This window comes from Petrotoga sp. DB-2 (genome assembly GCF_054051725.1).
On the sequence record NZ_JBSVZD010000017.1, the window covers coordinates 13,160 to 37,423 of the forward strand.

Annotated in this window: 21 protein-coding genes; 16 read left to right on the forward strand and 5 right to left on the reverse strand. The window is 35.4% G+C overall.

Annotated elements, in window-relative coordinates:
- Positions 1 to 336: 336 nt before the first annotated feature.
- Together ACW9JY_RS06790 and ACW9JY_RS06795 are read right to left on the reverse strand one after the other, a co-directional pair.
- Positions 337 to 1,296, reverse strand: a complete 960-nt coding sequence (locus ACW9JY_RS06790; RefSeq protein ID WP_457283796.1) for a carbohydrate kinase family protein — start codon at positions 1,294 to 1,296, stop codon at positions 337 to 339.
- Between the two features lie 10 nt (positions 1,297 to 1,306).
- Positions 1,307 to 2,242, reverse strand: a complete 936-nt coding sequence (locus tag ACW9JY_RS06795; protein WP_457283797.1) for an aldo/keto reductase — start codon at positions 2,240 to 2,242, stop codon at positions 1,307 to 1,309.
- Between the two features lie 161 nt (positions 2,243 to 2,403).
- Here ACW9JY_RS06795 and ACW9JY_RS06800 point away from each other — a divergent pair, with 161 nt between their 5' ends.
- The 5 genes from ACW9JY_RS06800 to ACW9JY_RS06820 all read left to right on the forward strand — a co-directional run bounded on the left by ACW9JY_RS06800 (position 2,404) and on the right by ACW9JY_RS06820 (position 8,501).
- On the forward strand, positions 2,404 to 4,410 hold the full coding sequence (locus tag ACW9JY_RS06800; protein WP_457283798.1) for an HD domain-containing phosphohydrolase: 2,007 nt from the start codon (positions 2,404 to 2,406) through the stop codon (positions 4,408 to 4,410).
- Positions 4,411 to 4,675: 265 nt separating this feature from the next.
- The gene (gene groES, locus ACW9JY_RS06805; protein ID WP_012208976.1) at positions 4,676 to 4,945 is read left to right on the forward strand and encodes a co-chaperone GroES; all 270 of its coding nucleotides are present in this window, start codon (positions 4,676 to 4,678) and stop codon (positions 4,943 to 4,945) included.
- 23 nt (positions 4,946 to 4,968) lie between these two features.
- Positions 4,969 to 6,591, forward strand: a complete 1,623-nt coding sequence (groL, locus tag ACW9JY_RS06810; RefSeq protein WP_457283799.1) for a chaperonin GroEL — start codon at positions 4,969 to 4,971, stop codon at positions 6,589 to 6,591.
- 92 nt (positions 6,592 to 6,683) lie between these two features.
- Positions 6,684 to 7,862 (forward strand): DUF401 family protein, encoded by a 1,179-nt coding sequence (locus ACW9JY_RS06815; RefSeq protein WP_457283800.1) that lies wholly within the window; start codon positions 6,684 to 6,686, stop codon positions 7,860 to 7,862.
- 21 nt (positions 7,863 to 7,883) lie between these two features.
- Positions 7,884 to 8,501, forward strand: a complete 618-nt coding sequence (locus ACW9JY_RS06820; protein ID WP_457283801.1) for a phosphatase PAP2 family protein — start codon at positions 7,884 to 7,886, stop codon at positions 8,499 to 8,501.
- A 1-nt stretch (position 8,502) separates the two neighbouring features.
- Here ACW9JY_RS06820 and fsa read toward each other — a convergent pair whose 3' ends face one another.
- Together fsa and ACW9JY_RS06830 are read right to left on the reverse strand one after the other, a co-directional pair.
- Positions 8,503 to 9,168: a fructose-6-phosphate aldolase gene (fsa, locus tag ACW9JY_RS06825; RefSeq protein ID WP_457283802.1), complete on the reverse strand. Its 666-nt coding sequence runs from the start codon at positions 9,166 to 9,168 to the stop codon at positions 8,503 to 8,505.
- A gap of 51 nt (positions 9,169 to 9,219) precedes the next feature.
- Positions 9,220 to 9,882, reverse strand: a complete 663-nt coding sequence (locus tag ACW9JY_RS06830; protein ID WP_457283803.1) for a Crp/Fnr family transcriptional regulator — start codon at positions 9,880 to 9,882, stop codon at positions 9,220 to 9,222.
- Positions 9,883 to 10,050: 168 nt separating this feature from the next.
- On the opposite strand from ACW9JY_RS06830, the gene hcp reads away from it, so the two are divergent.
- The 4 genes from hcp (at position 10,051) to ACW9JY_RS06850 (ending at position 14,998) form a co-directional block, all read left to right on the forward strand.
- Complete coding sequence (gene hcp / locus ACW9JY_RS06835) at positions 10,051 to 11,682, forward strand: hydroxylamine reductase (RefSeq protein ID WP_457283804.1); 1,632 nt, start codon at positions 10,051 to 10,053, stop codon at positions 11,680 to 11,682.
- Between the two features lie 402 nt (positions 11,683 to 12,084).
- Complete coding sequence (locus ACW9JY_RS06840) at positions 12,085 to 13,266, forward strand: quaternary amine ABC transporter ATP-binding protein (protein WP_457283805.1); 1,182 nt, start codon at positions 12,085 to 12,087, stop codon at positions 13,264 to 13,266.
- Positions 13,263 to 14,147: an ABC transporter permease gene (locus ACW9JY_RS06845; protein WP_103077695.1), complete on the forward strand. Its 885-nt coding sequence runs from the start codon at positions 13,263 to 13,265 to the stop codon at positions 14,145 to 14,147. Before ACW9JY_RS06840 ends, ACW9JY_RS06845 begins: the two co-directional genes overlap by 4 nt.
- Before the next feature lie 5 nt (positions 14,148 to 14,152).
- The gene (locus ACW9JY_RS06850; protein WP_457283821.1) at positions 14,153 to 14,998 is read left to right on the forward strand and encodes a glycine betaine ABC transporter substrate-binding protein; all 846 of its coding nucleotides are present in this window, start codon (positions 14,153 to 14,155) and stop codon (positions 14,996 to 14,998) included.
- Positions 14,999 to 15,342: 344 nt separating this feature from the next.
- On the opposite strand, the gene ACW9JY_RS06855 is transcribed toward ACW9JY_RS06850, so the two are convergent.
- Positions 15,343 to 15,483 (reverse strand): hypothetical protein, encoded by a 141-nt coding sequence (locus ACW9JY_RS06855; protein WP_457283806.1) that lies wholly within the window; start codon positions 15,481 to 15,483, stop codon positions 15,343 to 15,345.
- Positions 15,484 to 15,774: 291 nt separating this feature from the next.
- On the opposite strand from ACW9JY_RS06855, the gene ACW9JY_RS06860 reads away from it, so the two are divergent.
- The 7 genes from ACW9JY_RS06860 to oraE all read left to right on the forward strand — a co-directional run bounded on the left by ACW9JY_RS06860 (position 15,775) and on the right by oraE (position 24,192).
- Positions 15,775 to 17,187, forward strand: coding sequence for a TldD/PmbA family protein (locus ACW9JY_RS06860; RefSeq protein WP_457283807.1), 1,413 nt, complete (start codon positions 15,775 to 15,777; stop codon positions 17,185 to 17,187).
- On the forward strand, positions 17,187 to 18,521 hold the full coding sequence (locus ACW9JY_RS06865; RefSeq protein ID WP_103077697.1) for a TldD/PmbA family protein: 1,335 nt from the start codon (positions 17,187 to 17,189) through the stop codon (positions 18,519 to 18,521). The genes ACW9JY_RS06860 and ACW9JY_RS06865 overlap by 1 nt, the downstream gene beginning before the upstream one ends.
- 192 nt (positions 18,522 to 18,713) lie before the next feature.
- Positions 18,714 to 19,730, forward strand: a complete 1,017-nt coding sequence (gene ord, locus ACW9JY_RS06870) for a 2,4-diaminopentanoate dehydrogenase (RefSeq protein WP_457283808.1) — start codon at positions 18,714 to 18,716, stop codon at positions 19,728 to 19,730.
- A gap of 14 nt (positions 19,731 to 19,744) precedes the next feature.
- Entirely contained in the window at positions 19,745 to 20,035 is a 291-nt protein-coding gene (ortA, locus tag ACW9JY_RS06875) for a 2-amino-4-oxopentanoate thiolase subunit OrtA (RefSeq protein WP_457283809.1), read from the forward strand.
- Positions 20,036 to 20,211: 176 nt separating this feature from the next.
- Positions 20,212 to 21,630, forward strand: coding sequence for a 2-amino-4-oxopentanoate thiolase subunit OrtB (gene ortB, locus ACW9JY_RS06880; RefSeq protein ID WP_457283810.1), 1,419 nt, complete (start codon positions 20,212 to 20,214; stop codon positions 21,628 to 21,630).
- Positions 21,627 to 22,013: an ornithine aminomutase subunit alpha gene (locus tag ACW9JY_RS06885; RefSeq protein ID WP_457283811.1), complete on the forward strand. Its 387-nt coding sequence runs from the start codon at positions 21,627 to 21,629 to the stop codon at positions 22,011 to 22,013. Before ortB ends, ACW9JY_RS06885 begins: the two co-directional genes overlap by 4 nt.
- Positions 21,994 to 24,192: a D-ornithine 4,5-aminomutase subunit OraE gene (gene oraE / locus ACW9JY_RS06890; RefSeq protein ID WP_457283812.1), complete on the forward strand. Its 2,199-nt coding sequence runs from the start codon at positions 21,994 to 21,996 to the stop codon at positions 24,190 to 24,192. The genes ACW9JY_RS06885 and oraE overlap by 20 nt, the downstream gene beginning before the upstream one ends.
- Positions 24,193 to 24,264: the final 72 nt, after the last annotated feature.

Consider the following 24,264-nt stretch of genomic DNA (forward strand, 5'->3'; position numbering starts at 1 on the left):
AATGTTCAAAAGGTTTTTAATCAAAAGAATTCTATAACAACTTGGTTTTCAACAATTTTATCAACGTACTTTTCAACCTTTAATGTTTAAAAGTACTTTTTCACTAAATTTGTCAATATCTTAGTCGATAACAAAGTTGATAATCAAAGATATCAACATAACATTCGATAAAATCATTAAAAATTTTTTTTGAACATCTTAGTTGATAACGACGTTCAAAATTTTTGCCACTTTTGAACCTAAACAAACTCTCATTAAAAAAGAAAAATAGAACTTTTGAACTATCAACATTACTCTATCTTCACTACTATCACATAATTAAATATAAAAACAAATTTATAAAAATTCAAATTGTCTAACTTCAGATAAAGTTGGCATAGCATTCGCAGCACCTTGTTTCGTAGCAACAACAGCTGCACACTTATTAGCAAAATTCGCATAGTCGACAAGTTCTTCTACGGAAATACTGTAAAAATCCTCCTTAGATAAATCCCTTAGCTTATACAAAATGCCTGCCATGAAAGAATCTCCACAACCTACAGTTTCAACAACTTTTACTTTATAACCCGGAACTCTTTCAATAATACCATCTTTATAAACCAAAGAACCTTCACTTCCTAAAGTCACAAACAAAATAGAACCTTTACTGATGGAAAGTGTACCAATAGCTTCTTCAACATCTTTTTTTCCAGTTATATAAAACAGATCATCATCGCTCATCTTCAATATATCAACTTCTTTAATTATACTCTTCACAAGATTGTTGTAACTTTCCTTATTTTTCAACAAAGACTTTCTAACGTTAGGATCAAAAGAGGTTAATAAACCTCGAGAGATAAAATTGTCAAACAATCTAGTCAAAGTACTCGATGTAGGTTCATCCATAAGAGCTATAGAACCGAAATGAAAGATATTAAATTTTTCATACTGCAAATTCGCTATGTCTTTTAATTCTAACCTAGTGTCTGCAGCATTATCTCTATAAAATTCATATTCAGCCTTTCCTTGAGCATCAACTGCAGCAAAAGCCAAACAAGTTTTCAACCCCTCAGCCGTAAAAGAATAGTCAGTATTCACTCCATTCTCTTTTAAGTACTCAAAAAGAAATTTACCAAATTGATCCTGAGCTATCTTCGTTAAAAAAGAAACATCGGCACCTAACTTTGCAAGACCTACAGCCACATTAAAAGGAGATCCTCCAGGTCGCTTTTCAAAAAGCTCACTTTCTCCAAGTCCTTTGTTTGGAGATTTCGATATAAAATCAAAGAGAATTTCACCCGCACAGAGAATGGCCATATATTACCTCCTATTCACCAACTATTTTTTCGATCTTTAGATAAATGTCATCGCTAAGCTCCCAATCTCCAGCTTCAATATTTTCCAAAACGTGTTTCTCATCTTTTGAACCGGCAATAACTGTTGATACTTGTTTGTGATGTAATAACCAATTTATAGCCATTTGAGATAAAGGTCTTCCAATTCTATTGGCTAAAATCTTTAATTCTTCAACTTTTTCTACACTTTTGATAAAAAGCTCTTTATTCTTAAATATTTCATCCATTGCTCTAGGATCGTTTTTCGGTGGTTCATAATCCTTGGAAATCTTTCCCGTTAACAACCCTTTGGCAAGAGGGCTGTATGGAATCACCGTTAAATCATACTTATCAACGACTGGAAACAGATCTTTTTCAACGTTTCTGACCAATAAGTTGTAATAATTTTGGGTGGAAACAATATCCACATACTTTATCAAAGTCTCTACTTGTTGTGCGCTAAAGTTAGACACACCGACGTATCTAGCTTTTTTGCTATCTAAAATCTGTTGCAACGCCTCAGCAGTTTCTTCTAATGAAGTATTGGGATCCGGCCAATGAATTTGATATAAATCAACATAATCACATTTAAGTCTTTTCAGTGAATCATCTATTTCTTTCAATACCCTTTCCTTTTTTAAATTATTTCTAATTCTTCCCCTTTGATCCCATTCCAAACCACATTTAGTAGCAATGTAAAGATCTTCTCTCTTTTTTCCTTTTAAAAATTCTCCAACTATTTCTTCAGATTGACCTCTACCGTAGGCAGGGGCGGTATCAAAAAAATTAACTCCATTATCGTAGGCTAGGTTCAATATTTTAACACCATTTTCCTTCTCAATAGGTCCCCAATTTCCACCTAACTCCCAAGCTCCGTATCCTACAACAGATACGTTCATATCTGTCTTTCCAAACTTTTTGAACCTCACAAAAACCACTCCTTTTCTAATTGGATTCTTAACTTACAAAAACAAGGGGTATTCCTTGTTATTATTATACCATATAGAAAAATTCGTTAGTTTGTTAATTAGTTTCACAAATATGATAAAATTATATTGGAGATAAGAAATTTTTTGGGGGAGCGCATATTGTGAAAATCAAAAATATTATAGTTACTTTAATTATTATTAGTACATCTATTTTTGCTTTTTCAAAAAAACTTAATATCATTTTAGCCGAATATTATCCGGATATATACATTGAGAATAGTGAAATAGAAGGCTTTGTGATTGATATTCTGAAGGAAATAGAAAAAAACTCAGATTTAACGTTTGAAATAACGGTGAAAAACTGGACTGATGCATACAATACTTTTTTAAGCGACGAAAATTACGACTTAATAGGACTAATAGCGCCAACTCCAGGAAGAAAAGATATTTTGAATTTTTATAAGACGGTTACTTTTATAGACTCATTAATAATGACAAGGTACGATAACAACCAAACGTACGAAGAATTGAAAAATTATCCAGTAGGGGTTTTAGATGGGAGCTTTTTAATAGATACTCTAAAAAATGAAGGATTTAAAGATATTAGAAAGTACACATCAAATGAGAACATCATATCAGATTTGTTAAACGAAAAATTGTCTTCTGCTGCCATAGAAGATGAAAGAATTGTTTCAAACTATGTTATTATTAATAATTTAAAACCTAACATCCGATATGTAAAGGTATTTGACTCGACCCCTCTAACCTTTGCCTCAAAAAAAAATAGCGAAAAAGAACAAGCCTTGAAGATATTTGAAAGTACTCTGAATAAAGTTCTGAAAAGTGAAAGATTCGACATGATTGAAAACTTATGGATGGGAATAAGCACTTCTTTGAGTGTTGAACGTCAAAAAAGTATCAATAGAATGCTTATTGTTTTGATAATAATTTTGATTGGTTTTGTTGTTACTTTAGTTTTCTTTTATTTTAGAAGTAGAAAAATGGTTAACACCATAAACAAAGCTAATATACAATTAAGAGATTCCTATAACAAAATAAGTGATCTTAGCAATGAAAAAGAGACATTGAGCGAAAAACTCATAACGATGTATCAAATATTTTATTCTTTCATTGAAAGTGAAGAAACAAAGACAATTTTAAATGATGCTATAGAAGGTTTAGTTAAATTGATACCCGAAGCCAAAGCAGGAAGCATAGGACTGATAACCGATCATCGATGGGAAATCTATGCTGCATATGGTTTCACCGAAGAAATAAACAATTTAACCTTGCCCGTTGATAAAGTCATAAAAGTAGGAAAACATGTTCAAGAGGTTCATGATTTAGATTCGTATAATGAAGATCTTTCAATGGAAATTACTAATATCTTAACTAAATCTGGTGCAGCCAATTTAGGAAGTAGTTTACTTATGGACTTATACAACAAAGAAAGATTTATAGGTAACATCTCGGTAAATTCAAAAGAAAATAAGGAGTTTTCTGATACTTCAAAAAAAGTAATGGAAATATTTGGAAGATTGATTGAAATTTTTATAGATCTAAAATTTGAGGAAAGAGAAGCTATTGAGGCTTATAATTATTCTCTAAAAAAACTTAGTGATGTTGCAGAACGTTTTGATATGGAAACCTCAGAACATATGAACAGAATCTGCGAAATAAGTTACGAAATAGCCAAAAATTTAGGTTTAAATGAAAGATTTGCTCAAGAGATAAAAACATATGCGTACTATCATGATATTGGAAAAATACTTATACCCCTTGAGATTTTAAGAAAAAAAGGTTCTTTAAATGTTTCCGAGTGGAAAGAAATAAAAAAACACCCCATATATGGGGCGGATATAATCGGAGACGCAGAAATTTTTAAAGTTGCCAGAAACATTGCACTTTACCACCAAGAAAGATATAATGGAAGCGGATATCCATATGGTTTAAAAGGTGAAAAAATTCCGATTGAAGCTAGGATAGTTGCCGTGGCAGATGTATACGATGCGCTCAGAAGTGAAAGACCTTATAAAAAATCTTTTTCACACGAAGAAAGCATGAAAATATTATTAGAAGGAGACGACAGAACCTCTCCAGAACAATTTGACCCTAAAGTATTAAAAGTGTTTGTCAAGATCGCAGAAAAGTTTAAAGATATGTACTAAAATAATTACATAAAAGTTAAAAAGGCAGAAAGAACGAGCAATTTGGAGAAAAAACGAGAAAAAAAGAGATTTAGCCTTCTAATCGAAAATAATCGCCGATAATCGTCTTTGATCACCTATAATCGTCTTTTTTGACTCTTGATACTTTTACTAATATGTGTTATGATACATATGAAAATTAGCACTCTTAATGTTTGATTGCTAATGAACAAAAAAATAAAAATTGAAATAAAATAATTAAAATAAAAAAAGGGGGTATCATAACATGACGGTGAAACCATTAGGAAACAGGTTACTCATTAAGCCAATTACCGAAGAAAGAAAAACTGAAGGTGGTATAGTACTACCAGATTCAGCAAAAGAAAAACCTCAAAAGGCAGAAGTTAAAGAAGTCGGGAAACTAGACGAAGATTATGATTTAAAAGTAGGAGACAAGGTAATCTTTTCTAAATATGCAGGAACTGAAATCAAGATAGATGATGAGGATTATATCATCATTGATGTGGAAGACGTACTAGCAAAAGTAGAAGACTAAAAAATGGGAGGTGTTGATATAAGATGGCAAAAATGTTAAAATTTAATGAAGATGCAAGAAGAGCTTTAGAAAGAGGCGTTAATACAGTTGCAGATGCTGTTAAAATAACTTTGGGACCTAAAGGAAGAAACGTAGTTTTAGAAAAGAGTTGGGGATCTCCAACTATCACAAATGATGGTGTTTCGATTGCTAAAGAAATTGAATTGAAAGATAAATTTGAAGCACTTGGAGCAGAATTAGTTAAAGAAGTAGCTTCCAAAACAAACGACGTTGCGGGAGACGGGACAACTACCGCTACAGTTTTAGCACAGTTTATGATTCAAGAAGGATTGAAAAATGTTGCAGCTGGTGCTAATCCAATATTGATGAGAAACGGTATCGCTAAGGCTACAGATAAAGCTGTAGAGCAGATAAGGAATGCTAGCAGAAAGTTATCAAGTAAAGAAGACATTGCACATGTAGCTTCTATATCTGCTAATAACGAGGAGATTGGAAATATTATAGCGGAAGCTATGGACAAAGTAGGAGAAGATGGAGTTATAACCGTTGAAGACTCTAAAACTCTTGAAACTTATGTAGAATTCACAGAAGGAATGCAATTCGATAGAGGATACATCTCTCCCTATTTTGTAACAAATACTGAAAAAATGGAAGCTGAAATGAAAGAACCTTATATATTAATTACAGATAGAAAGATTTCAGCTGTAAAATCTATAGTTCCAATTTTAGAAAAAGTTGCTCAAGCTGGAAAACCGTTGGTAATCATTGCTGAAGATGTAGAAGGAGAAGCTCTTTCTACGTTGGTTCTCAACAAGCTGAGAGGAACCTTGGAATCAGTAGCTGTTAAAGCTCCTGGTTTTGGAGACAGAAGAAAAGAAATGCTAAGAGATATTGCCATTTTAACTGGCGGTACTGTAATATCTGAAGAAATTGGTCTTACCTTAGAAGATGTTTCCATTAATGATCTTGGTCAAGCTGATTTGGTAAGAGTTGCAAAAGAAGATACTATCATTGTTGGAGGAAAAGGTGAACCTACAGCAATAAAAGAAAGAATAGCTCAGATAAAAGCTCAAATTGAAAATACAACTTCCGATTACGAAAAAGAAACATTACAAGAGAGATTAGCAAAATTATCTGGTGGGGTTGCTGTGATTAAAGCCGGAGCGGCTACAGAAACTGAGTTGAAAGAAAAGAAACATAGAATAGAAGATGCCTTATCTGCAACGAGAGCAGCTGTGGAAGAAGGAATAGTTGCAGGTGGAGGTGTAACGTTACTCAAAGCCAAAAAAGCCGTTGAAGAATTTGCAAACACATTGTCAGGAGACGAAAAAATTGGTGCACAATTAGTAGCAAAATCTTTAGATGCGCCTGTAAAGCAGATAATTAGAAATGCTGGTTTAGAACCTGCCATAATTATTGAAAAAGTACTCGAAAAAGATGATTCAAAATATGGATACGATGTTCTAAAAGAAAGATATGTAAACATGTTTGAAGCTGGAATAATTGATCCAACTAAAGTTACAAGAAGTGCACTTCAAAATGCTGCGTCGATTGCTTCTATGCTTCTAACAACAGAAGTTTTAGTAGCAGAAGAACCAAAAGAAGAAAAAGGTCCAGAAATGCCAGCAACACCAGATATGTACTAAATTAAGACAGTAATAAAAACAGGCGTGCCATTGTATATGGCACGTTTTTTTATGGTATAATAAAATAGTAAGTTTCACTAACAAAAAATGGGGTGAAAGATTTGGCTGTAGTTTCCATATTATCAGGTTTAATTAGTATGGTGATATCTATAAAATTGATAAAAAAAGTCCATTGGGCTATTCTTATTGCAACAATTGTAACCGCACTAGTTTCTTTGAATTTGAATTATATTGGTAGTAGTTTCCTAGAAACTATTACACAAAGCGATTTTTACGAAGTGATTGTTGTTATCTTTGGAATATATCTACTATCGGATACTATGAAGGCAAGTGGAAACTCACAGAAGTTTGCCAAAAACATAAGAACATTATTCAATTCAAGACAGGCAGTAGGATTGATGCCTATGATGCTGGGATTACTACCCATGCCGGGAGGAGCTATGTTCACTGCACCGATGGTTAAAGATATAGCTGATGAAAGCAACATTAATAGAGTTGAAGCTACGGCAATGAACTATTGGTTCAGGCACAGTATGGAATTTTTTTGGGTACTGTATCCTGCATTAATTTTAGAAAGTGCTCTTACGGGAATAAGTTTAACAAAATTATTATTAATACAACTTCCAATAGGATTATTTGCAATTATTGGTGGTTGGATCTACTTCAAAAATGGTAAAATCAGTCTAAAAAGAGACAAGAAATTATGGAAAGAACTTTTTGAATCTATACTCCCAATATTAATTATAATCGTTGGAGTAATTGCTTCTTTACCTGGTTGGCTTGTTGTTTTAACGGTATCTTTAATATATACTTTTTATCATAAAAACTACAAAGATCTACTAAATATAAGATGGGAAACTGTGTTGTTGTTATTGTTTGTTTTTTGGTACAAAAATTTTGTAACTGTGTCAAATTTATCCAACGATTTTGTAGACAATCTAACTACGTGGGGAGTAAGTCCATGGTGGATAATAATGATCTCTCCGATTATTATAGGATTGATAACTGGAATAACTCAGGCAGGTTTTGCGGTTACAATGCCGATAGCTTTGTCGTTCGTTGAAGCGGGAGTTATTTCTTTGGTGCCGGTTGCGATAACCACATATTTTTTCTCTGTATTGGGAGTTCTTCTATCACCTGTTCATCTCTGTCTTTTACTTACATCAAAATATTTTGAAGTCGATATGTTTAGTGTAATAAAAAAAATAATCATTCCCATTTTTTGTGCTATAATAGGGTATCTTGTAGTAATGCTACTTTTCATTTTTTGATCAAAAGGCGGAGGAATTAACATGAAAAAACGCTTTATACTTTTCTTAGTAGTGATTCTTGTTTTCTCAAGCATAATTACCGCTGAAGATACCGCAACTGAACAAAGTACCAACACAGCTAAATTTACTCTAAATGTAGACGATTTAAGCAGGAGCCTTGTTCAGCAAAGTACTAATTCTTATCTGGATATAATTTCCAATTTTTTAACTACATATGATTATTACTTTCTTGTTGGAACACCCGTGGTTGGATACACAGTTGGTTATCTTACAAACGATTACACACTAAAAAAGGTATCTGAAGATGCTATTATGTCTTCCGTTATTAGCGGAGGAATAACCTTGCTAACAAAAATCGTCGTTGGCAGAGAAAGGCCATATGCTGAAGACGGTTCATTTTCATTCAATCCATTTGCTCCCCTTACTCAAGGGGATGCTTATGCTTCTTTTCCTTCAGGACATTCTGCCATTGCCTGGTCTATATATACTCCATATGCGAAAGAATATAGCTGGTGGATTTATATTATACCAACAACTATATCGTTTTCTCGCATCTATGAAGATGTGCATTGGCTCTCGGACGTGGTAGCTGGTTCTTTCCTGGGGTATTATACTGCGTCTTATGTCTATTATTTTTAAGTTAATTATTTTTGTTTTTTAGATAATCTTGATACTTCTTCCAATCATTCAAAAATCTTTCAAGACCTATATCCGTCATGGGATGTTTGAACATTTTCTCAAGTACTTCAAAAGGCATAGTAACAACATCTGCTCCAATCAGACCAGCTTCTAAAACATGCTGAGGATGTCTAACGCTAGCCACGATAATTTTTGTCTCATATCCGTAATTGCTGAAGATAACTTCAATTTCTTCTACTATATCCATTCCGGTGTTTCCTATGTCATCCATTCTACCAATGAAAGGACTCACGTATGTAGCTCCTGCCTTGGCTGCAAGAAGAGCTTGTAAAGGGCTAAAAACTAAAGTTGCATTGGTCTTAATACCTTCTTTGGATAAAGTTTTTATCGCTTTAATTCCATCAGAGATTAAAGGTATTTTAACAACTACAAATTCACTTAAATTTGCTATTTCCCTTGCTTCTTTTACCATTCCTTCGTAATCTGTGGATACAACTTCGGCACTTACCGGTCCTTTTACAGTTTCACAAATTTCCTTGATCCTTTCTTCAAATACGGCATTTTCTTTTGAAACCAACGTAGGATTAGTTGTCACGCCGTCAACTATCCCCCAAGCAACACCTTTTCTGATTTCTTCTATGTTTGCAGTGTCTAAAAAAATTTCCATTCTCAAATTTCCCTCCCTACTTTGATTTTTGTTATTACAATTATAGCATATTCAGTTCTTCAATTTCTTTAAGATTATTTTATCGCCATTTTTAACGAATAAGCCTTCTTTTTGCATCTCTGAAAATACCCTCGATAAAGAAGGCCTTGCTACACCAAATAAATTAGCTAACTCTTCTAAAGTTAGAGTTATAGTTAACTCGCTGGGTTTATTTTGCTGATTGTAAAGATTTAAAAGATACATTGTAATCTTTTCTCTAATTGTATGAAAAGAATTCACCCGTAACTTCGCAGTTACGAACTGAAACTTTTCGCCTATATCTTCAAGAAAAGAGACTAAAAGAACCTTGTTACCTTGAAATAATCTTATCAAATCTCCTTTTTCAATATATAGCATAGCAACATCTTTAACCGCTAAAACATCAACAGGTAGTAAGTTATCTTTTGAAAATAACAAGGCAGAAGCTAAAATCTCCGGAGATTTTATCCTTTCTACTTCTAAAATTTTCCCATTAAAATCAACCATTTCTGTGATAACTTCTCCATCGATTAAGATCATTAAATTTTCAACTTTTTCCCCAGAAGTATAGATAAGGGAACCTTTTGAAAAATTTTTAATTGAATAACGAACATTACCAAAAATTTTCATCAATTCGGCTTTTGAAAAATTTTTAAATATCTTTAATTTACCTAGTCTATCAATATAGTTATCCACGATTCAATCACCTCAAAATTTTTAAAAAACAATGTGTGTAACATTTGTTACTGACAAAATTACTCCGATTTAATTATACTTAAAATGAAAGGGAATTCAAAATTCTTTAAATAAAGAAAAGTTTAAGTGTCAAGACAAATAAAATCTTAGTAAGGAGGAAAAAAGCGAATGGAGATGTTTTGTTATCAATGTCAAGAAACCTTAAGAAATGAGGGTTGTGTGGCTCAAGGTGTATGTGGAAAAAGTCCAGAAACTTCAAACTTGCAGGATCTATTGATTTATATACTAAAAGGGATTTCCTATTGGGCTAATAAAGCAAGAGAATTGGACGTAGAAGATGAAAGTGTTGACCTTTTTGTGGCAGAAGGCTTGTTTGTGACAATAACTAACGTTAATTTTGATAAAAAAAGAATAGCTAGATACATTGATAAAGCACTAGATAAAAGAAGAATTATAGAAAATAAATTCAAAGAAGTTTATGAAAAAAAATACAACGAAAAATTTCGGGAAAAAGTACCTGATGCCGCAGTATGGAATCCAAAGGATAACAATGAAGACGAATACTTAAATAAAGCCGTTGAAGTAGGTGTTTTATCGGAATCAGACGAGGATATAAGATCGCTTAAGAACTTTCTTGTAATTGGTTTAAAGGGAGTGGCTGCTTACACCGATCATGCCTATATCTTAAAACACTTCAACGAAGATATACTTGCCTTCATCGAAAAGGCTTTGGCGGAAACCCTACGTGAAGATATCACCGTTGATGAATTAATAAATTTAGCACTGAAAGCTGGCGAATATGGGATAAACGCTATGGCTTTACTAGATGAGGCAAATACTTCGATCTTTGGAAATCCTGAAATAACCCAAGTTTACACAGGGACATACGAAACACCTGCTATTCTAGTCAGTGGTCATGATCTTTTGGATCTGTATGAAATTTTAGAACAAACTAAAGGTAAAGGAATCAAAGTATATACCCACGGAGAAATGCTACCAGCAAACGCCTATCCCGAATTAAAAAAGTACGAACATTTAGCCGGTAATTTTGGAGGTTCTTGGTGGAAGCAACAACAAGAGTTTGAAGAGTTTGGTGGAGCTGTAGTAATGACAACGAATTGTATTCAAAAGCCAAGAAATTCCTACAAAGACAGAATTTTCACAACCGGACTTGTGGGATGGCCAGGGGTTCAACATATACCAAATAGAAAAAAGAATGGTCAAAAAGATTTTGCTCCTGTAATACAAAAAGCACTCGAAATTGGCCCCATCAAAAAAAGAGATGGAAAAACTATAACCATTGGATTTGCTCATGAACAAACAGCTAAAGTTGCTGATAAAATTGTCGAGGCAGTAAAATCTGGTAAAATAACCAAATTTTACGTCATGGGTGGTTGTGATGGAAGAAACAAAGATCGTGAATACTATACTAATTTTGCCAAAAATCTCCCAAAAAGCTCCGTTATTTTAACCGCGGGTTGTGCAAAGTACAGGTACAATATGCTTGATTTAGGGGATATTGATGGAATACCAAGGGTTATAGATGCAGGTCAATGTAATGATTCTTATTCTTTAGTTTTAACAGCTTTAAAATTGAAAGAAGCATTCGATTTAAAAGATATAAATGAACTACCTATAGAATACAACATAGCTTGGTACGAACAGAAAGCCGTAACTGTTTTATTATCATTGTTATATATGGGAGTAAAGGGAATAAGATTGGGTCCAACACTACCGGCCTTTCTATCACCAAACGTTTTGGAGACGGTTGCAAAAACTTTTGATATAAAAACTATATAAATAATTTTTCGTATAAAAGGCGTCCAATCTTTGGCGCCTTTCTTTTTTTAAGTGGTTACAATTGCAATTTGATAAGGAAGCTGGAAGAGAGTGAAGATCCTCGGATTTCATCACAGAAGGAACAACATATTGTAAACAATTATCATTTCTGAACTGAAATTATTCAACAAAAAATCATTGTAATACCTTTTTCATCATCTCTTCAGTCTATTTTATCAACCGTATTTGACAAGGCAGATTTGACATAAAAATTGAAATATGATATAGTGTTTTTGAAAGAACATCCTCAAGGGTAGGGTGACAATATTCAATAAAAAATTTTATAGCCTACCGTGAGTTAAAAATCTATAGCATGAGGATACTTAGAATTAATAACAATTATTATTTACATTTGGAGGCGTCATGTCGGTTAAAATTGAAGTTAAAGATGTTGTCAAGATCTTCGGAGACAAACCCGAGTTAGCTATAAAAATGCTTAAGGAAGGTCATAGTAAAAAAGAGATATTGAAGGAGATAGATCAGACCGTCGCTCTTCAGGATATTAGTTTTGAAGTAGAAGAGGGAGAAATCTTTATACTTATGGGGCTTTCAGGCTCTGGAAAATCCACATTGATAAGGTGCATCAATTCTTTAGTTAAGCCAACCAGCGGATCTGTATCTATTGATGGAAAAAGAATAGATGTTATGGATAGAAAACAGCTTAGAGAAATAAGAGGAAAAAAGACTGCTATGGTTTTTCAACATTTCGCCCTTTACCCTAACAGAACAGTTCTTGATAATGCAGCCTTCGGTCTTGAATTAAGAGGAATGCCCGAAGACGAAAGGTACAAGAAAGCAGAGGAAGCTCTTGAAAGAGTTGGTCTCGCTGGGTGGAAAGACAGATTTCCCACAGAGCTAAGCGGGGGAATGAAACAGAGGGTCGGACTTGCGAGAGCTTTAGCAGTAGATCCTGAGATCTTGCTTATGGATGAGCCATTTAGCGCTCTTGACCCACTGATAAGAAACGAGATGCAGGAAGAGCTTCTAGCTCTTCAAAGAGAGATGAAAAAGACAATAATCTTTGTTACCCATGATCTTGATGAAGGACTCAGATTGGGGGACAGGATAGCAATAATGAGAGATGGGCGTATTGAACAGATAGGGGATGGAAGAGATATTGTGACCCAACCGGCTAACGAATATGTTGAGCACTTTGTTGAGAAAGTAAATAGAACAAGCGTCCTTAGTGTAGAGGATGTTATGATCACCCCGAGAGATGTTCTTAGGGAGGGAGAAAGTTCCTGGACTGCAGTTAAAAAGATGCAGAGGAATGATATGAACTACATCTTTGTCATAAACAAAAACAACAAACTTATTGGGATGCTTATGCTCGAAGATGCTATGGAGCTTGTGGATGAAAATGAGAAAAATATTAAAAAAGCACTGAAAAAGCCGGAAATCTTGGAACCTTCTGCCTCACTTGAGGAAGCTTCCTCAAAGATCCTTAGCACAGGAATAGGTGTGGCAGTGGTCGATGAAGAAAGACACCTGATAGGTGAAGTGAGCTGGAAGGAAATTATGGAGATAATGGGAGGAAGCAGATGAATCTGATGGAAGCATTACCCAAAATACCAATAGGTAGAGGCGTGGAGATAGCACTGGACTTCATCATAAGAACTTTCATGCCCTTCTTTGATGCGATAACGATGGCATTTAATGGTACGATCTCAGCTCTAGAGAGTGCTCTGCTATTTTTGCCTCCCCTAGCGCTCATAATCATTATTGCGATTGTAGTGTGGCTAGTTGGGACAAAATGGCTCTCCCTTGGAACATTTGTTGGTCTTCTTTTAATTCTGGATCTAGGCCTATGGGAAGAGCTTGTGGAGACTATGGCTTTGGTATTCATAGCTGTCATCATAGCTCTTTTATTGGGCATTCCATGGGGAATCTGGATGACAAGGAGTAATATTGTTAACAAGATAACATCCCCATTGCTCGATTTCATGCAGACCATGCCTCCCTTTGTATATCTTATTCCCGCAGTTATGCTATTTGGTATAGGAAAGGTTCCGGGACTTGTTGCGACGCTAATCTTTTCTATCCCGCCGCCAGTGAGACTCACATATCTCGGCATAACACAGGTGTCAGAAGATTTGAAAGAAGCTGCAAGAGCTTTTGGAGCAAGTGAAAGGCAAGTTCTAACAAAAGTGGAACTACCTTTGTCCATACCAAGTCTTCTTGCTGGAGTGAACCAATGCATCATGTTAGCAATATCTATGGTTGTTATATCATCTATGATAGGCGCAGGTGGTCTTGGTGAATTGGTTCTGATGGGAGTCAATAGATTAGATATTGCGACGGGATTTGAGGGAGGCTTAGCAATAGTAATCCTGGCTATGGTCTTTGATAGAGCTAGCAGGTCTCTGGGTAATTATAGAGAGATAAGAAAAAAATTTAAACGTAAAGAAAAGGAGGCGAAAAATTGAAAATAATGGAAAAGAAAATGGCTTTTGTTCTGTTGGCAGTCTTGCTATTTTCATCTGTGTTGTCAGCAGCAGAAAAAGGCGAAATAGAGATAGCATATGTTCAATGGGCTTCAGCAGAGGCTCAGACGCACATTTCAAAGATCTTGTTGGAGGAAATGGGATACGATGTGACCATAAGAGCTGTATCTGCAGCTGTGATGTGGACAGGGTTGGCAAATGAGGATGTTGATCTTTCAGTATGTGCATGGTTGCCATATACACATGAGGGCTATTGGGAGAAGTATAGTGAGGACGTAGTTGATCTTGGACCCGTGTATGAAGGAGCAAGGATAGGGCTCGTTGTTCCAACCTATGTTTCAATCGATTCTATAGAAGAGTTAGCAGAACACAAGGAAGAGTTTGGGGAGAGAATAGTTGGAATAGAGCCTGGAGCAGGGATAATGATCCATACAAGGGAGGACGCTATGCCAGCATATAGGCTGGAGGATTGGAACCTTGTATCCTCAAGTGATCCGGCAATGATGGCCGAGCTAGAAAGGGCTGTTCAGAGAGAGGAATGGATTGTAATAACTGGCTGGACCCCACACTGGATGTGGTTCGCATACGATCTCAAGTTTCTCGAAGACCCAAAAAATGCTTATGGCGAGGAAGAGAATATAAGAGCAATAGGCAGAAAAGGTTTTAGAGAAGATTTTCCAGAGGTTGCAGAGTTCATTGAGAACTTTAAGATGAACGATGATCAATTAGGTGAGGTCACCTATGATATAAATGTGAACAGAACCAATCCTGAGCAGGCTGCAAAAAAATGGATTGAAGAAAACAGAGATGTTGTCGAGAAGTGGCTGCCCTAGATGTGCTTAGATCTGTAGAACACTAAACTGCAGCCGGGGCGTGTTAGATCATAATTAATTGTCATTGAAATCGGGTAATGGTTAGATAGTATTTATGTCTTCGAACTTGATTTGCTTTTTGTGAGTTGAATATTGTATATAATTTATCCACAAGAGCATTTTTTTGAACCCCTTTGGGGGGTTCTTTCTTAATTTTACCATGTTTAAACTTTCGTACGTTTTCTTTAGTTGAGATTTAGTTTTTTCGCTAACAGTATTGCTTTCAAGCAACCGTTGGAATGGAGTCTTAGGTTTCTCATATTCTTTTTTTATTGTTTTATCCTTGTCGTTCTTTACTTTGTTTTTTAGTTTAAAATTGGGTATGAAGAGTTATCTAGTAAGTCTGCTTTGCTGTAAATCTCGTTGAGCAGACTTACCTCTTCTTCACTCTCATCCCTGAAATACCCTACCAATTTTCTTACCTTATCCCCGTTCTTTTGTTCCACGTGAGCGTTATCATTTTTCTTGTAAGGCCTACTTCTTGAAAGATTAACTTTGTTATTCCCTTTTACCTTTTCAAAGGCATGTCTTCCAAGGTTTGCTGAAATTGCTACCTTTTGATATATAAATGCATTACCTTCTTTGCTTTTTCTGTTTTTAAAAGTTCATACAGTGAAAATCTGTTATTCTTTTTCACGGACATCTAATATGATCTAATGCGAATACAAGTTCCAACAAGAATAAATATGATATAATATGAAAGGAAGGATTGCTAACTTTTTATAGGAGGGATAGAAGTGAATTTAAGTAATGCTCAATACTTAGAGATTTTAAACCATTCTCTTTCATCAGGGGGAGAGTATTCGGAAATCTTCTATGAAGATTTTTACGGTACCTCGATTGTTTACGATAACGGTAAAATTGAAAAAATAAATTTTTCAAGTAGAAAAGGTGCAAGTATAAGAGTTGTATCAGCTGAGGAAACGATTTTTGCCCATACTAACGATCCCACTTACGAGAATCTTATGAATCTTGCAGAGACTTTGAGAAAGAACGCAAGTGAAAGGTTCGGTTCTAATAATATCGTAAAGGTTGAAGAATTGAAAGAGGCAGAAAAGAGGGATTTTGCACCATTTGAAATACCTTTTGACAATGTATCTGTAGAACAAAAAGTAGAAAAGGTTATTAAAGGTGTAGAATTACTAAAAAATGCTGATAAACGTATCAAACAGATCACCGTTTCTTATTCAGATAGTAGTCGAAAGGTAAAAATAGTGAATTCAGAAGGAAAAATAGTTGAGGATATCAGAAATTATCCACGTTATGCTGCTATAATATTTGCACAAGACGAGGAAGGGAATCTGTTTAGAGGTTATTCCTCTGATGGAGCAAACATGGGATTTGAATTTTTTACAGATGAGATGATAGAAAAAGTAACAAAAGATGCCGTCAGACAAGTAGTTTCACAAATAGAAGGAGTAGATGCTCCTGCAGGAGAATTCACCGTTGTTTTGTCCTCTGAAGCTGGAGGAACCATGATACATGAAGCATGTGGACATGGTATGGAAGCAGACTTGGTTCTTTCTGGTTCTGTTTACAGAGAAAAAGTTGGGAAGGAAATCGCTTCTCAAAAGATTACCGTTGTAGACGATGGAACAGATAAAAACAAAAGAGGAACACTTAATTACGATGATGAAGGAACACCAACCCAGAGGACCGTTTTAATCGAAAAAGGTGTGTTAAAAGGATACATGCACTCAAAAATAACTGCCAAAAAATTTGGTGTTGAACCCACAGGTAACGGTAGAAGGGAATCTTATATGGTTCTACCCATTGTCAGGATGAGAAACACGATGATCTTACCAGGAGAAGATGATCCGCAAGATATAATTAAATCTGTAAAATACGGTATATTTGTAAGGAAGATGGGTGGGGGACAAGTGGATGTAATAAGTGGTGATTTCCAATTCGGTGTTGATGAAGGTTATATTATAGAAAACGGTGAAATAAAACAATCGATCCGTGGAGCTAGCTTAGTTGGCAACGGATTAAAAGTCTTAGAAAGCATAGATATGGTTGGTAATGATCTGGGATATGGTGTTGGAACCTGTGGTAAAGATGGTCAAGGGGCCCCGGTTTCAGATGCTCAACCTACTATAAGAATACCGAAATTAATTGTTGGTGGAATAGTAAAAGGGGGTAACAATTAATGACTAATATAAAATCAATTATAGAAAAATCCATGAAAGAGATAAAAAATAAAGGTCTTAAAGGACAGATAAATGTGTTTTCCACTGAAAGTAAAAATGCTTCTTTCAGTAATGGAAAGTTAGAACAGTTAACTGAAGGAGAAAAAGGGGCAGCAGGTATCAAAGTTATTTCTCCTGATGGAAGAACAGCTACATCGTCATCTAATATTTTAACAGAAGAAGGTATAATGCAAGCGGTTGAAAAAGCAATTGAAATGATTAAATATACAGAAAAAGATGATGCAAACGACATCTCAAATGATGAAGAGTTCACATACATAGATTGGGCTTTCGATGCAGACACAAAGGATATGAATTTACATGAGGTTATGAAATTAGCTCAAGAACTAGAAAAAAAAGCAAAAAGTGAAGATGAAAGGATAAAATTTGTCCGTGGTGCTGAGTATGAAACCGCTTTAACAAGGATTCATTTTGGCAATACGAATGGTTTATACAAAAACGCTTTGTTTACTAACGCTGCTAGTTCGATTAGTTTAGCCGCAATTGAAGGAGAAGATTCCTCATTTGGTTTTGATTATCAATTATCTCAAAGCTACAGGCTTATAGACATAGACCGCATAGTAAAAAATTCTGTAGAAATGGCGGTGTCAGGTTTAAAATCAGAGGTTTTAAGTTCAGGTAGATACGATATTGTAATGAGTCCCTTTGCTTCTAGTATGTTTTTAGGTACATTGATAACCCCGTTGTCGGGGGAAAATGTTTACAAAGGCAAATCTTTTTTGAAAGATAAATTAGGTGAGAAAGTAGCCAATTCATCGGTTACCCTGATACATGATCCAATGAATGGTTCTGCACCAATCATAGCCTCCTTTGACAATGAAGGAACTAATACTTCAAGATTCAACGTTATAGAAAATGGGGTCCTAAAAGGATTCTTACATAACATATATTCTGCAAAAAAGTTAGGAGCAAAGCCAACCGGTAACAGTTTCGCATCGGTAGAATCTCCCAATCCTTCCATTGGAACGATAAACCTTCATTTTATCGCAAACAAGACAAGAAAAGATATTTTGAATGTTCCAAAGGCTCTATATGTTACCAACATAATGGGTATGCATACCGCCGATCCGGTTTCCGGAAGATTCTCTGTTCAAATAAGTGGAAGATTAATTGAAAACGGAGCGTTTGTAAGAAGTTTTAGAGGGATGACCTTAGCTGGAACGTTGGAAGAGTTGTTGAATAATTTAGAGTATATAGGTTCTGATTTCAAGTATTTGGGTTCGGTAGCGGGTTCTACTATATTGATAAGGGATTTAAGCGTAGGCGGTAAATAGTAGATAAAGATAAAAGTAGTGTAAAAAGGAGTATAAGGCGTTTAATCGCTTCTAAAAGCGTTTAAACGCCTTTTTTTCGTCTTAATTGGGAATTATCTAGTTTGAGAAAGAAAGCATAATGTTGTAAGATATAATTGATAATGAAAAAAATTTCATACATCCCTGGAATTTCAATGCAAGGAGGTTTTTAAATTGTACAAAGTAGGCATTTGGGGTTTTGGAGCAATGGGTAGTGGAATAGCAAAAAATATATTAGGTAAGAAAAATCTAAAATTGGTTGGTGTTAACGATCTTAGGAAAGAATATATCGAAAAAGATGTGGGAGAGTTGTTGGGTTTAGGAAAAATTGGAATAAAGGTTTACGATGATCCTATAACAATGGTTAAGCAAACTGATCCCGATCTTGTTGTAATAGCTACCAACTCTTTTATTTCGGTGGTGAAAGATCAAATCATTTCTATATTGAAAGAAAACAAAAACGTAATTACCATTGCTGAAGAGATGGCTTTTCCTTTTTCAAAGGATCCACAAGCTGCAAATGAAATTGACACCGTTGCCAAGGATCATAATGTATCGGTTTTAGGAACCGGAGTAAATCCAGGGTTTGTCCTTGATACGCTAATTATAACGTTGACAGGAATATGTTTGAATGTGCGGAGAATTAAGGCTGCCAGAATTAATGATCTTTCGCCTTTTGGACCAACGGTTATGGAAACACAAGGTGTTGGAACAACATCTGAAGAGTTTGAAGAAGGAATAAAAAGCGGAAAGATAGTTGGTCATATTGGGTTTGAACAGTCAATACACATGATAGCCAAGGCTTTAGGATGGGAAATTGATCGCATCGAGCAAAAAAGAGAACCTATCATTTCTAACGTCTTGAGAGAAACAAAGTATGTTAAGGTTCAACCAGGGATGGTAGCAGGGTGTAATCATACTGCAAAGGCCTTTTATAAAAATGAGCTTTTGATAGAACTTGAACATCCTCAGCAAGTACATCCTGAATTAGAAAACGTTCAAACAGGAGATTATATAACAATTCATGGGGATCCTGAAATCTCAATGTCTATAAATCCTGAAATACCGGGTGGCAAAGGTACCATTGCCATAGCCACCAATATGATTCCATCTGTAGTTGAAGCTCAGCCTGGTTTGTTAACTATGGTGGATTTACCAATACCAAGGGCTTTACTTGCAGAGGTTCGTTGAAGGAGGTCAGATTTATGGAGATAAAAAAAGGTGAATGGGTTCAAATTCATTACATTGCTTTAAATCCTGAAGAAAGAGTTTCACATTTGCCAGAAGATACCAAAAAAGTACCTTTTGAGCTTCGAATAAAAGGATTTTTGGAAGATGAAAAGTCTGAAATAGGCGATATCGTAACCATTAGAACCCCTATTGGGAGATTAGTTAAAGGAAAATTGGAAAAAGTTAATCCTAGATACGAGCATAACTTTGGAGAACCTATTCCCGAATTATTAAAAGTTAACAAGGATAAACTGCCTCTGTCTTGAGACAGAGGCGAAAAGCCTTGGAGTTAACCAGCCTAAATTCGAAATTTTGGAATGCTGGAGCCAGTTCCTTTACTCTGTTCGGTGGGTATCAAATATCTTGAAAGGAGGAAGAAAAATTACTGCATTTCTTTTCTTAATTAAAGTAATAAGCTTACTGCAGTAATTTTTCGAAAAAAATGGATAAATCTTACAAAGCCGTGATGGAAAGACAGATAGAGATCATCAAAAAATCTGTAGGACTTGATTACACTAAATATGAAATAGAAGGAATCGCATTTGATTACGAAAAGATGATGAATGAGTCAGGATTTTCAATTGAAGAAATTGAAAAGATTCAAAAAGAAACAGGTGTTGGGGACACTCCCCTTGTTGAACTAAAAAACATAAATAGGTTGATTAAAAAATTGTCTGATAAAGGGAAAGGTGCAAGGATCTTCGTTAAGGATGAACAAACCAACCCATCCGGTTCTTTCAAAGATAGAAGGGCTTCTATAAGTGTATATATGGCAAAAAAATTAGGGTATGAAGGCGTTATAGCAGCAACAAGTGGTAATTATGGCGCTGCTGTAGCTTCTCAAGCAGCTAAAAGAGGTTTAAAATCTATTATAATTCAAGAATGTTTCGATTCTCGAGGAGTTGGTCAGCCTGAGATCTTGGAAAAAGAAAGGTCGTGTGCAGCTTATGGAAGTGAAGTTGTTCAAGTAAGTGTAGGCCCAGAATTGTTTTATTATACCCTTCTTCTTCTTGAAGAAACTGGATTTTTTAATGCATCTCTTTACTCACCTTACGGCATTGCCGGAATAGAAACGTTGGGTGTGGAGATAGCTAATCAAACCAAAGAATTGACAGGGAAATTCCCCGACGTTGTTGTAAGTACCCATGCAGGAGGAGGTTTGACCACTGGAACGGCAAGAGGGTTAAAAAAGGTTGGGGCTTATTCAACTAAGATTGTTGGTGCAAGCGTTGATTTAAGAGGCTTACATATGGCTTCTGATAAAGATTTCAATAGAAAGTCTTTCACTACAGGACACACTGGATTTGGGATCCCGTTTGCGGTCTTTCCTGACAGATCTGATGTTCCGAGGAATGCGGCAAGGGTATTGAGGTATATGGACAGATATGTTCTTGTAACTCAAGGGGAAGTCTTTTATATGACTGAATTACTCGCAAAACTTGAAGGGCTACAAAGGGGACCTGCTGGTAATACCTCGTTGGTTGCAGCTTTTGCTTTGGCAAGGGAAATGAATGAAGATGAAATAATCGTTGTAAACGAAACTGAATACACAGGAGCAGGAAAGTTACCAACTGCCCAACTCACTTTTGCCAAAGAAAATGGGATTCAAGTAATATCAGGTGATCCAATAAAAGATGATAAACCAGGGGAAAGAATTGTGATACCTGAAGATCCTTCACAAATAGGTTATATTGAAATTCCAATGTCTCAATTGAAAGAATCGTATATAAACCAGCTTATAAAAAGACTAGGAAAAACCGATTTTACTCAAAAAGAAATAGAATTTATATCAGAAGAAATAAGAGAAGATGAGGATTCGGTAGTAAACTTGATTAAGAAGGTAAGGGAGGAGTCTTTATGAAAGAAAGAGTCGATGACTTCCAGGAAAGGTCAAAGAAACTTCAAAACATGACCGATGAGGAATTAGACAATTATTTTTGGAAATTAGTTGAAAAGGTAGTAGATCCCTTAGTAAATTTGGCCGAAACACATACCTCTCCTTCTATAGAAAGGTCTGTCTTGATGAGAATGGGGTTTAATTCCCTTCAGGCAAAGGCTTTGGTTGATAAGATTGTACAAGAAAATTTATTATCAAAAGGAGCAGGGAATGTGGTTTACAAAATTGCAAAACAAAAAAATATGGGAATAATGGAGACAGGCGAGGCATTATTAAACGGTCGTTTTTGGGATGATGTTGAGAATATCTTCAGAGGTGGTGATACAAGTGAAACTTCAACCAAATGAAAAGATCAACATAGAAGCGATTTTAAATGATTTGGAACATTACACACCGAGAAGAAAGGGATGGACTTGGAGAAAAAAATTACCTGAAGAAACTAAAAAAAGCGATTTTAATTACTATGAGATAAGTGAGGATCTAAAAAACTCAATTCCTCTTCCTGCAGCTCATTACTTTGATAACTTAGACCCACAACCAGACACGGTGATAACATCAGAAATCGCTTCAGGAAGATTTGAGGAAGATGTTAGAAGAATGCGCATGGCTGCCTGGCATGGAGCAGATCATATAATGGTCATAAGAACACTTGGGCAAAGCCATATAGATGGTCTTATAGAAGGAACCCCTGAAGGTATTGGTGGGATACCAATAACGAGAAAACAGTTGAGGGCAACTAGAAAAGCACTTGATTTAATTGAAGACGAAGTAGGTAGACCAATAAACTTTCACAGTTATGTTTCAGGTGTAGCAGGCCCTGAAATAGCTGTATTGTTCGCCGAAGAGGGAGTTAATGGAGCTCACCAAGATCCACAGTACAATATTTTGTACAGAGGTATCAATCCAATAAGATCTTTTGTGGATGCCGCTGTTGCTAAAAAAGTGATGGCTTGGGCGAATATACTCCAAATAGATGGTGCCCATAACGCGAATGCTTCTGCTAAAAAAGCTAGAAACGTGATGCCCGAACTTTTGGTACAACATGCTATAAACTCTCTATTTTCATTGAAAGTAGGCATGAAAAAAGAAAATATCGCTCTATCAACCGTCCCGCCTGTAGTTTCACCTTCTCCTGAGTTCAGAATCAACTTGGTCTACGCAATTACATTGAGAGAACTATTTAAAGGTTACAAGTTCAGAGCTCAAATGAACACAAGGTACATTGAATCTGATTTATTCGACGCCACAAGGATTCACGTTTTAAATACCCTCATTTCTCGGTTAACTTCAGCAGACATTCAATCAACTATTACTCCAGATGAAGGTAGAAATGTTCCTTGGCACGTTAATTCTATAAGGGGTGTAGAAACCGCTAAACACACATTGATATCAGCGGATAATATTAAACAATACCTCAAAATCGATGAAGAAAAAGTTAGAAAAGAAGTAAGAGAATTGAAGATGAGGGCTATATTGATGCTCGAAGAAATAATAGAAATGGTTGGATATTTTGAGGCCTTGGAAAACGGTATGTTCGTAGATAACGGGTACTATCCCGAAAGGGCAGGAGACGGAATAGCCAGAAAAAAGAATGGAGAAATAGCGGCAGGTTCCGTTGTACCAAGGGATAAGGATTATATGGCCCCCGTTTGTGAACATTTTGGGTACAACGCCTTACCTAAAGGATTAGATAAACCTTGCGATTTAATCGGTGGCTGTACCTTACATAATAGAGAAAAGATTCAATTTATTGACGAGTTAGATGAGAGTGATAACGTCGAAAAAAGGTTGCAAGATATAAAAGAATACAAAGAAAATAATCTTATAAAACCAGAAGTTGAATGGAGTTACGATGGTTGGATACAACTGGACATGACCATCCCTGAATCTGAAGAATACGCAAAGGCAGCTGCGGTCGAAATATGTAAAAAAATGGGACTCGAAGATATTCATGTTATTCATTCTGCCGTTTTACATCCATCAGAAGGGACTTATCTTGAATTGAAGGCAAAGGTACCTTTTTTTGTTAAAAAGGATGAATTAGAACTTCCCAAAAAGAATGATGTGATGAGTGATGAAGAGCTTTTTGAATTTTTTGGTAAACACAAGGTCAAAGTAGTGGCTGGAACGATAGGTAACGATGAACACAACATAGGTATCAGAGAAATACTAGATATAAAACATGGAGGTATAGAAAAATATGGAATAAATTACGTTTATCTTGGTACTTCTGTGCCACCAGAAAAAATCATAGATAGTGCAATAGAAGTAGGAGCCCAGGCGGTTTTAGCTTCTATGATTATTACTCATAATGAAGTTCATGTGGAAAATATGAAAAAACTACATGAAATTGCTGTAGAAAAAGGAGTTAGAGATAAATTATTACTCATCGTTGGAGGGACTCAGATAACCAATGATTTAGCGATAAATAATTACATGGACGCTGGCTTTGGAAGAGGTACCAAAGGGAATCACGTTGCCACATTTTTGGCTAAGAAACTAAAAGAAAGAGAGCAAAACGAATAATTTTTAATTAATTTATTCTTGCTTTAAATCTTTTTTTAGTGTAAAATTGAGATAGTGGAACCCTAATTCTTC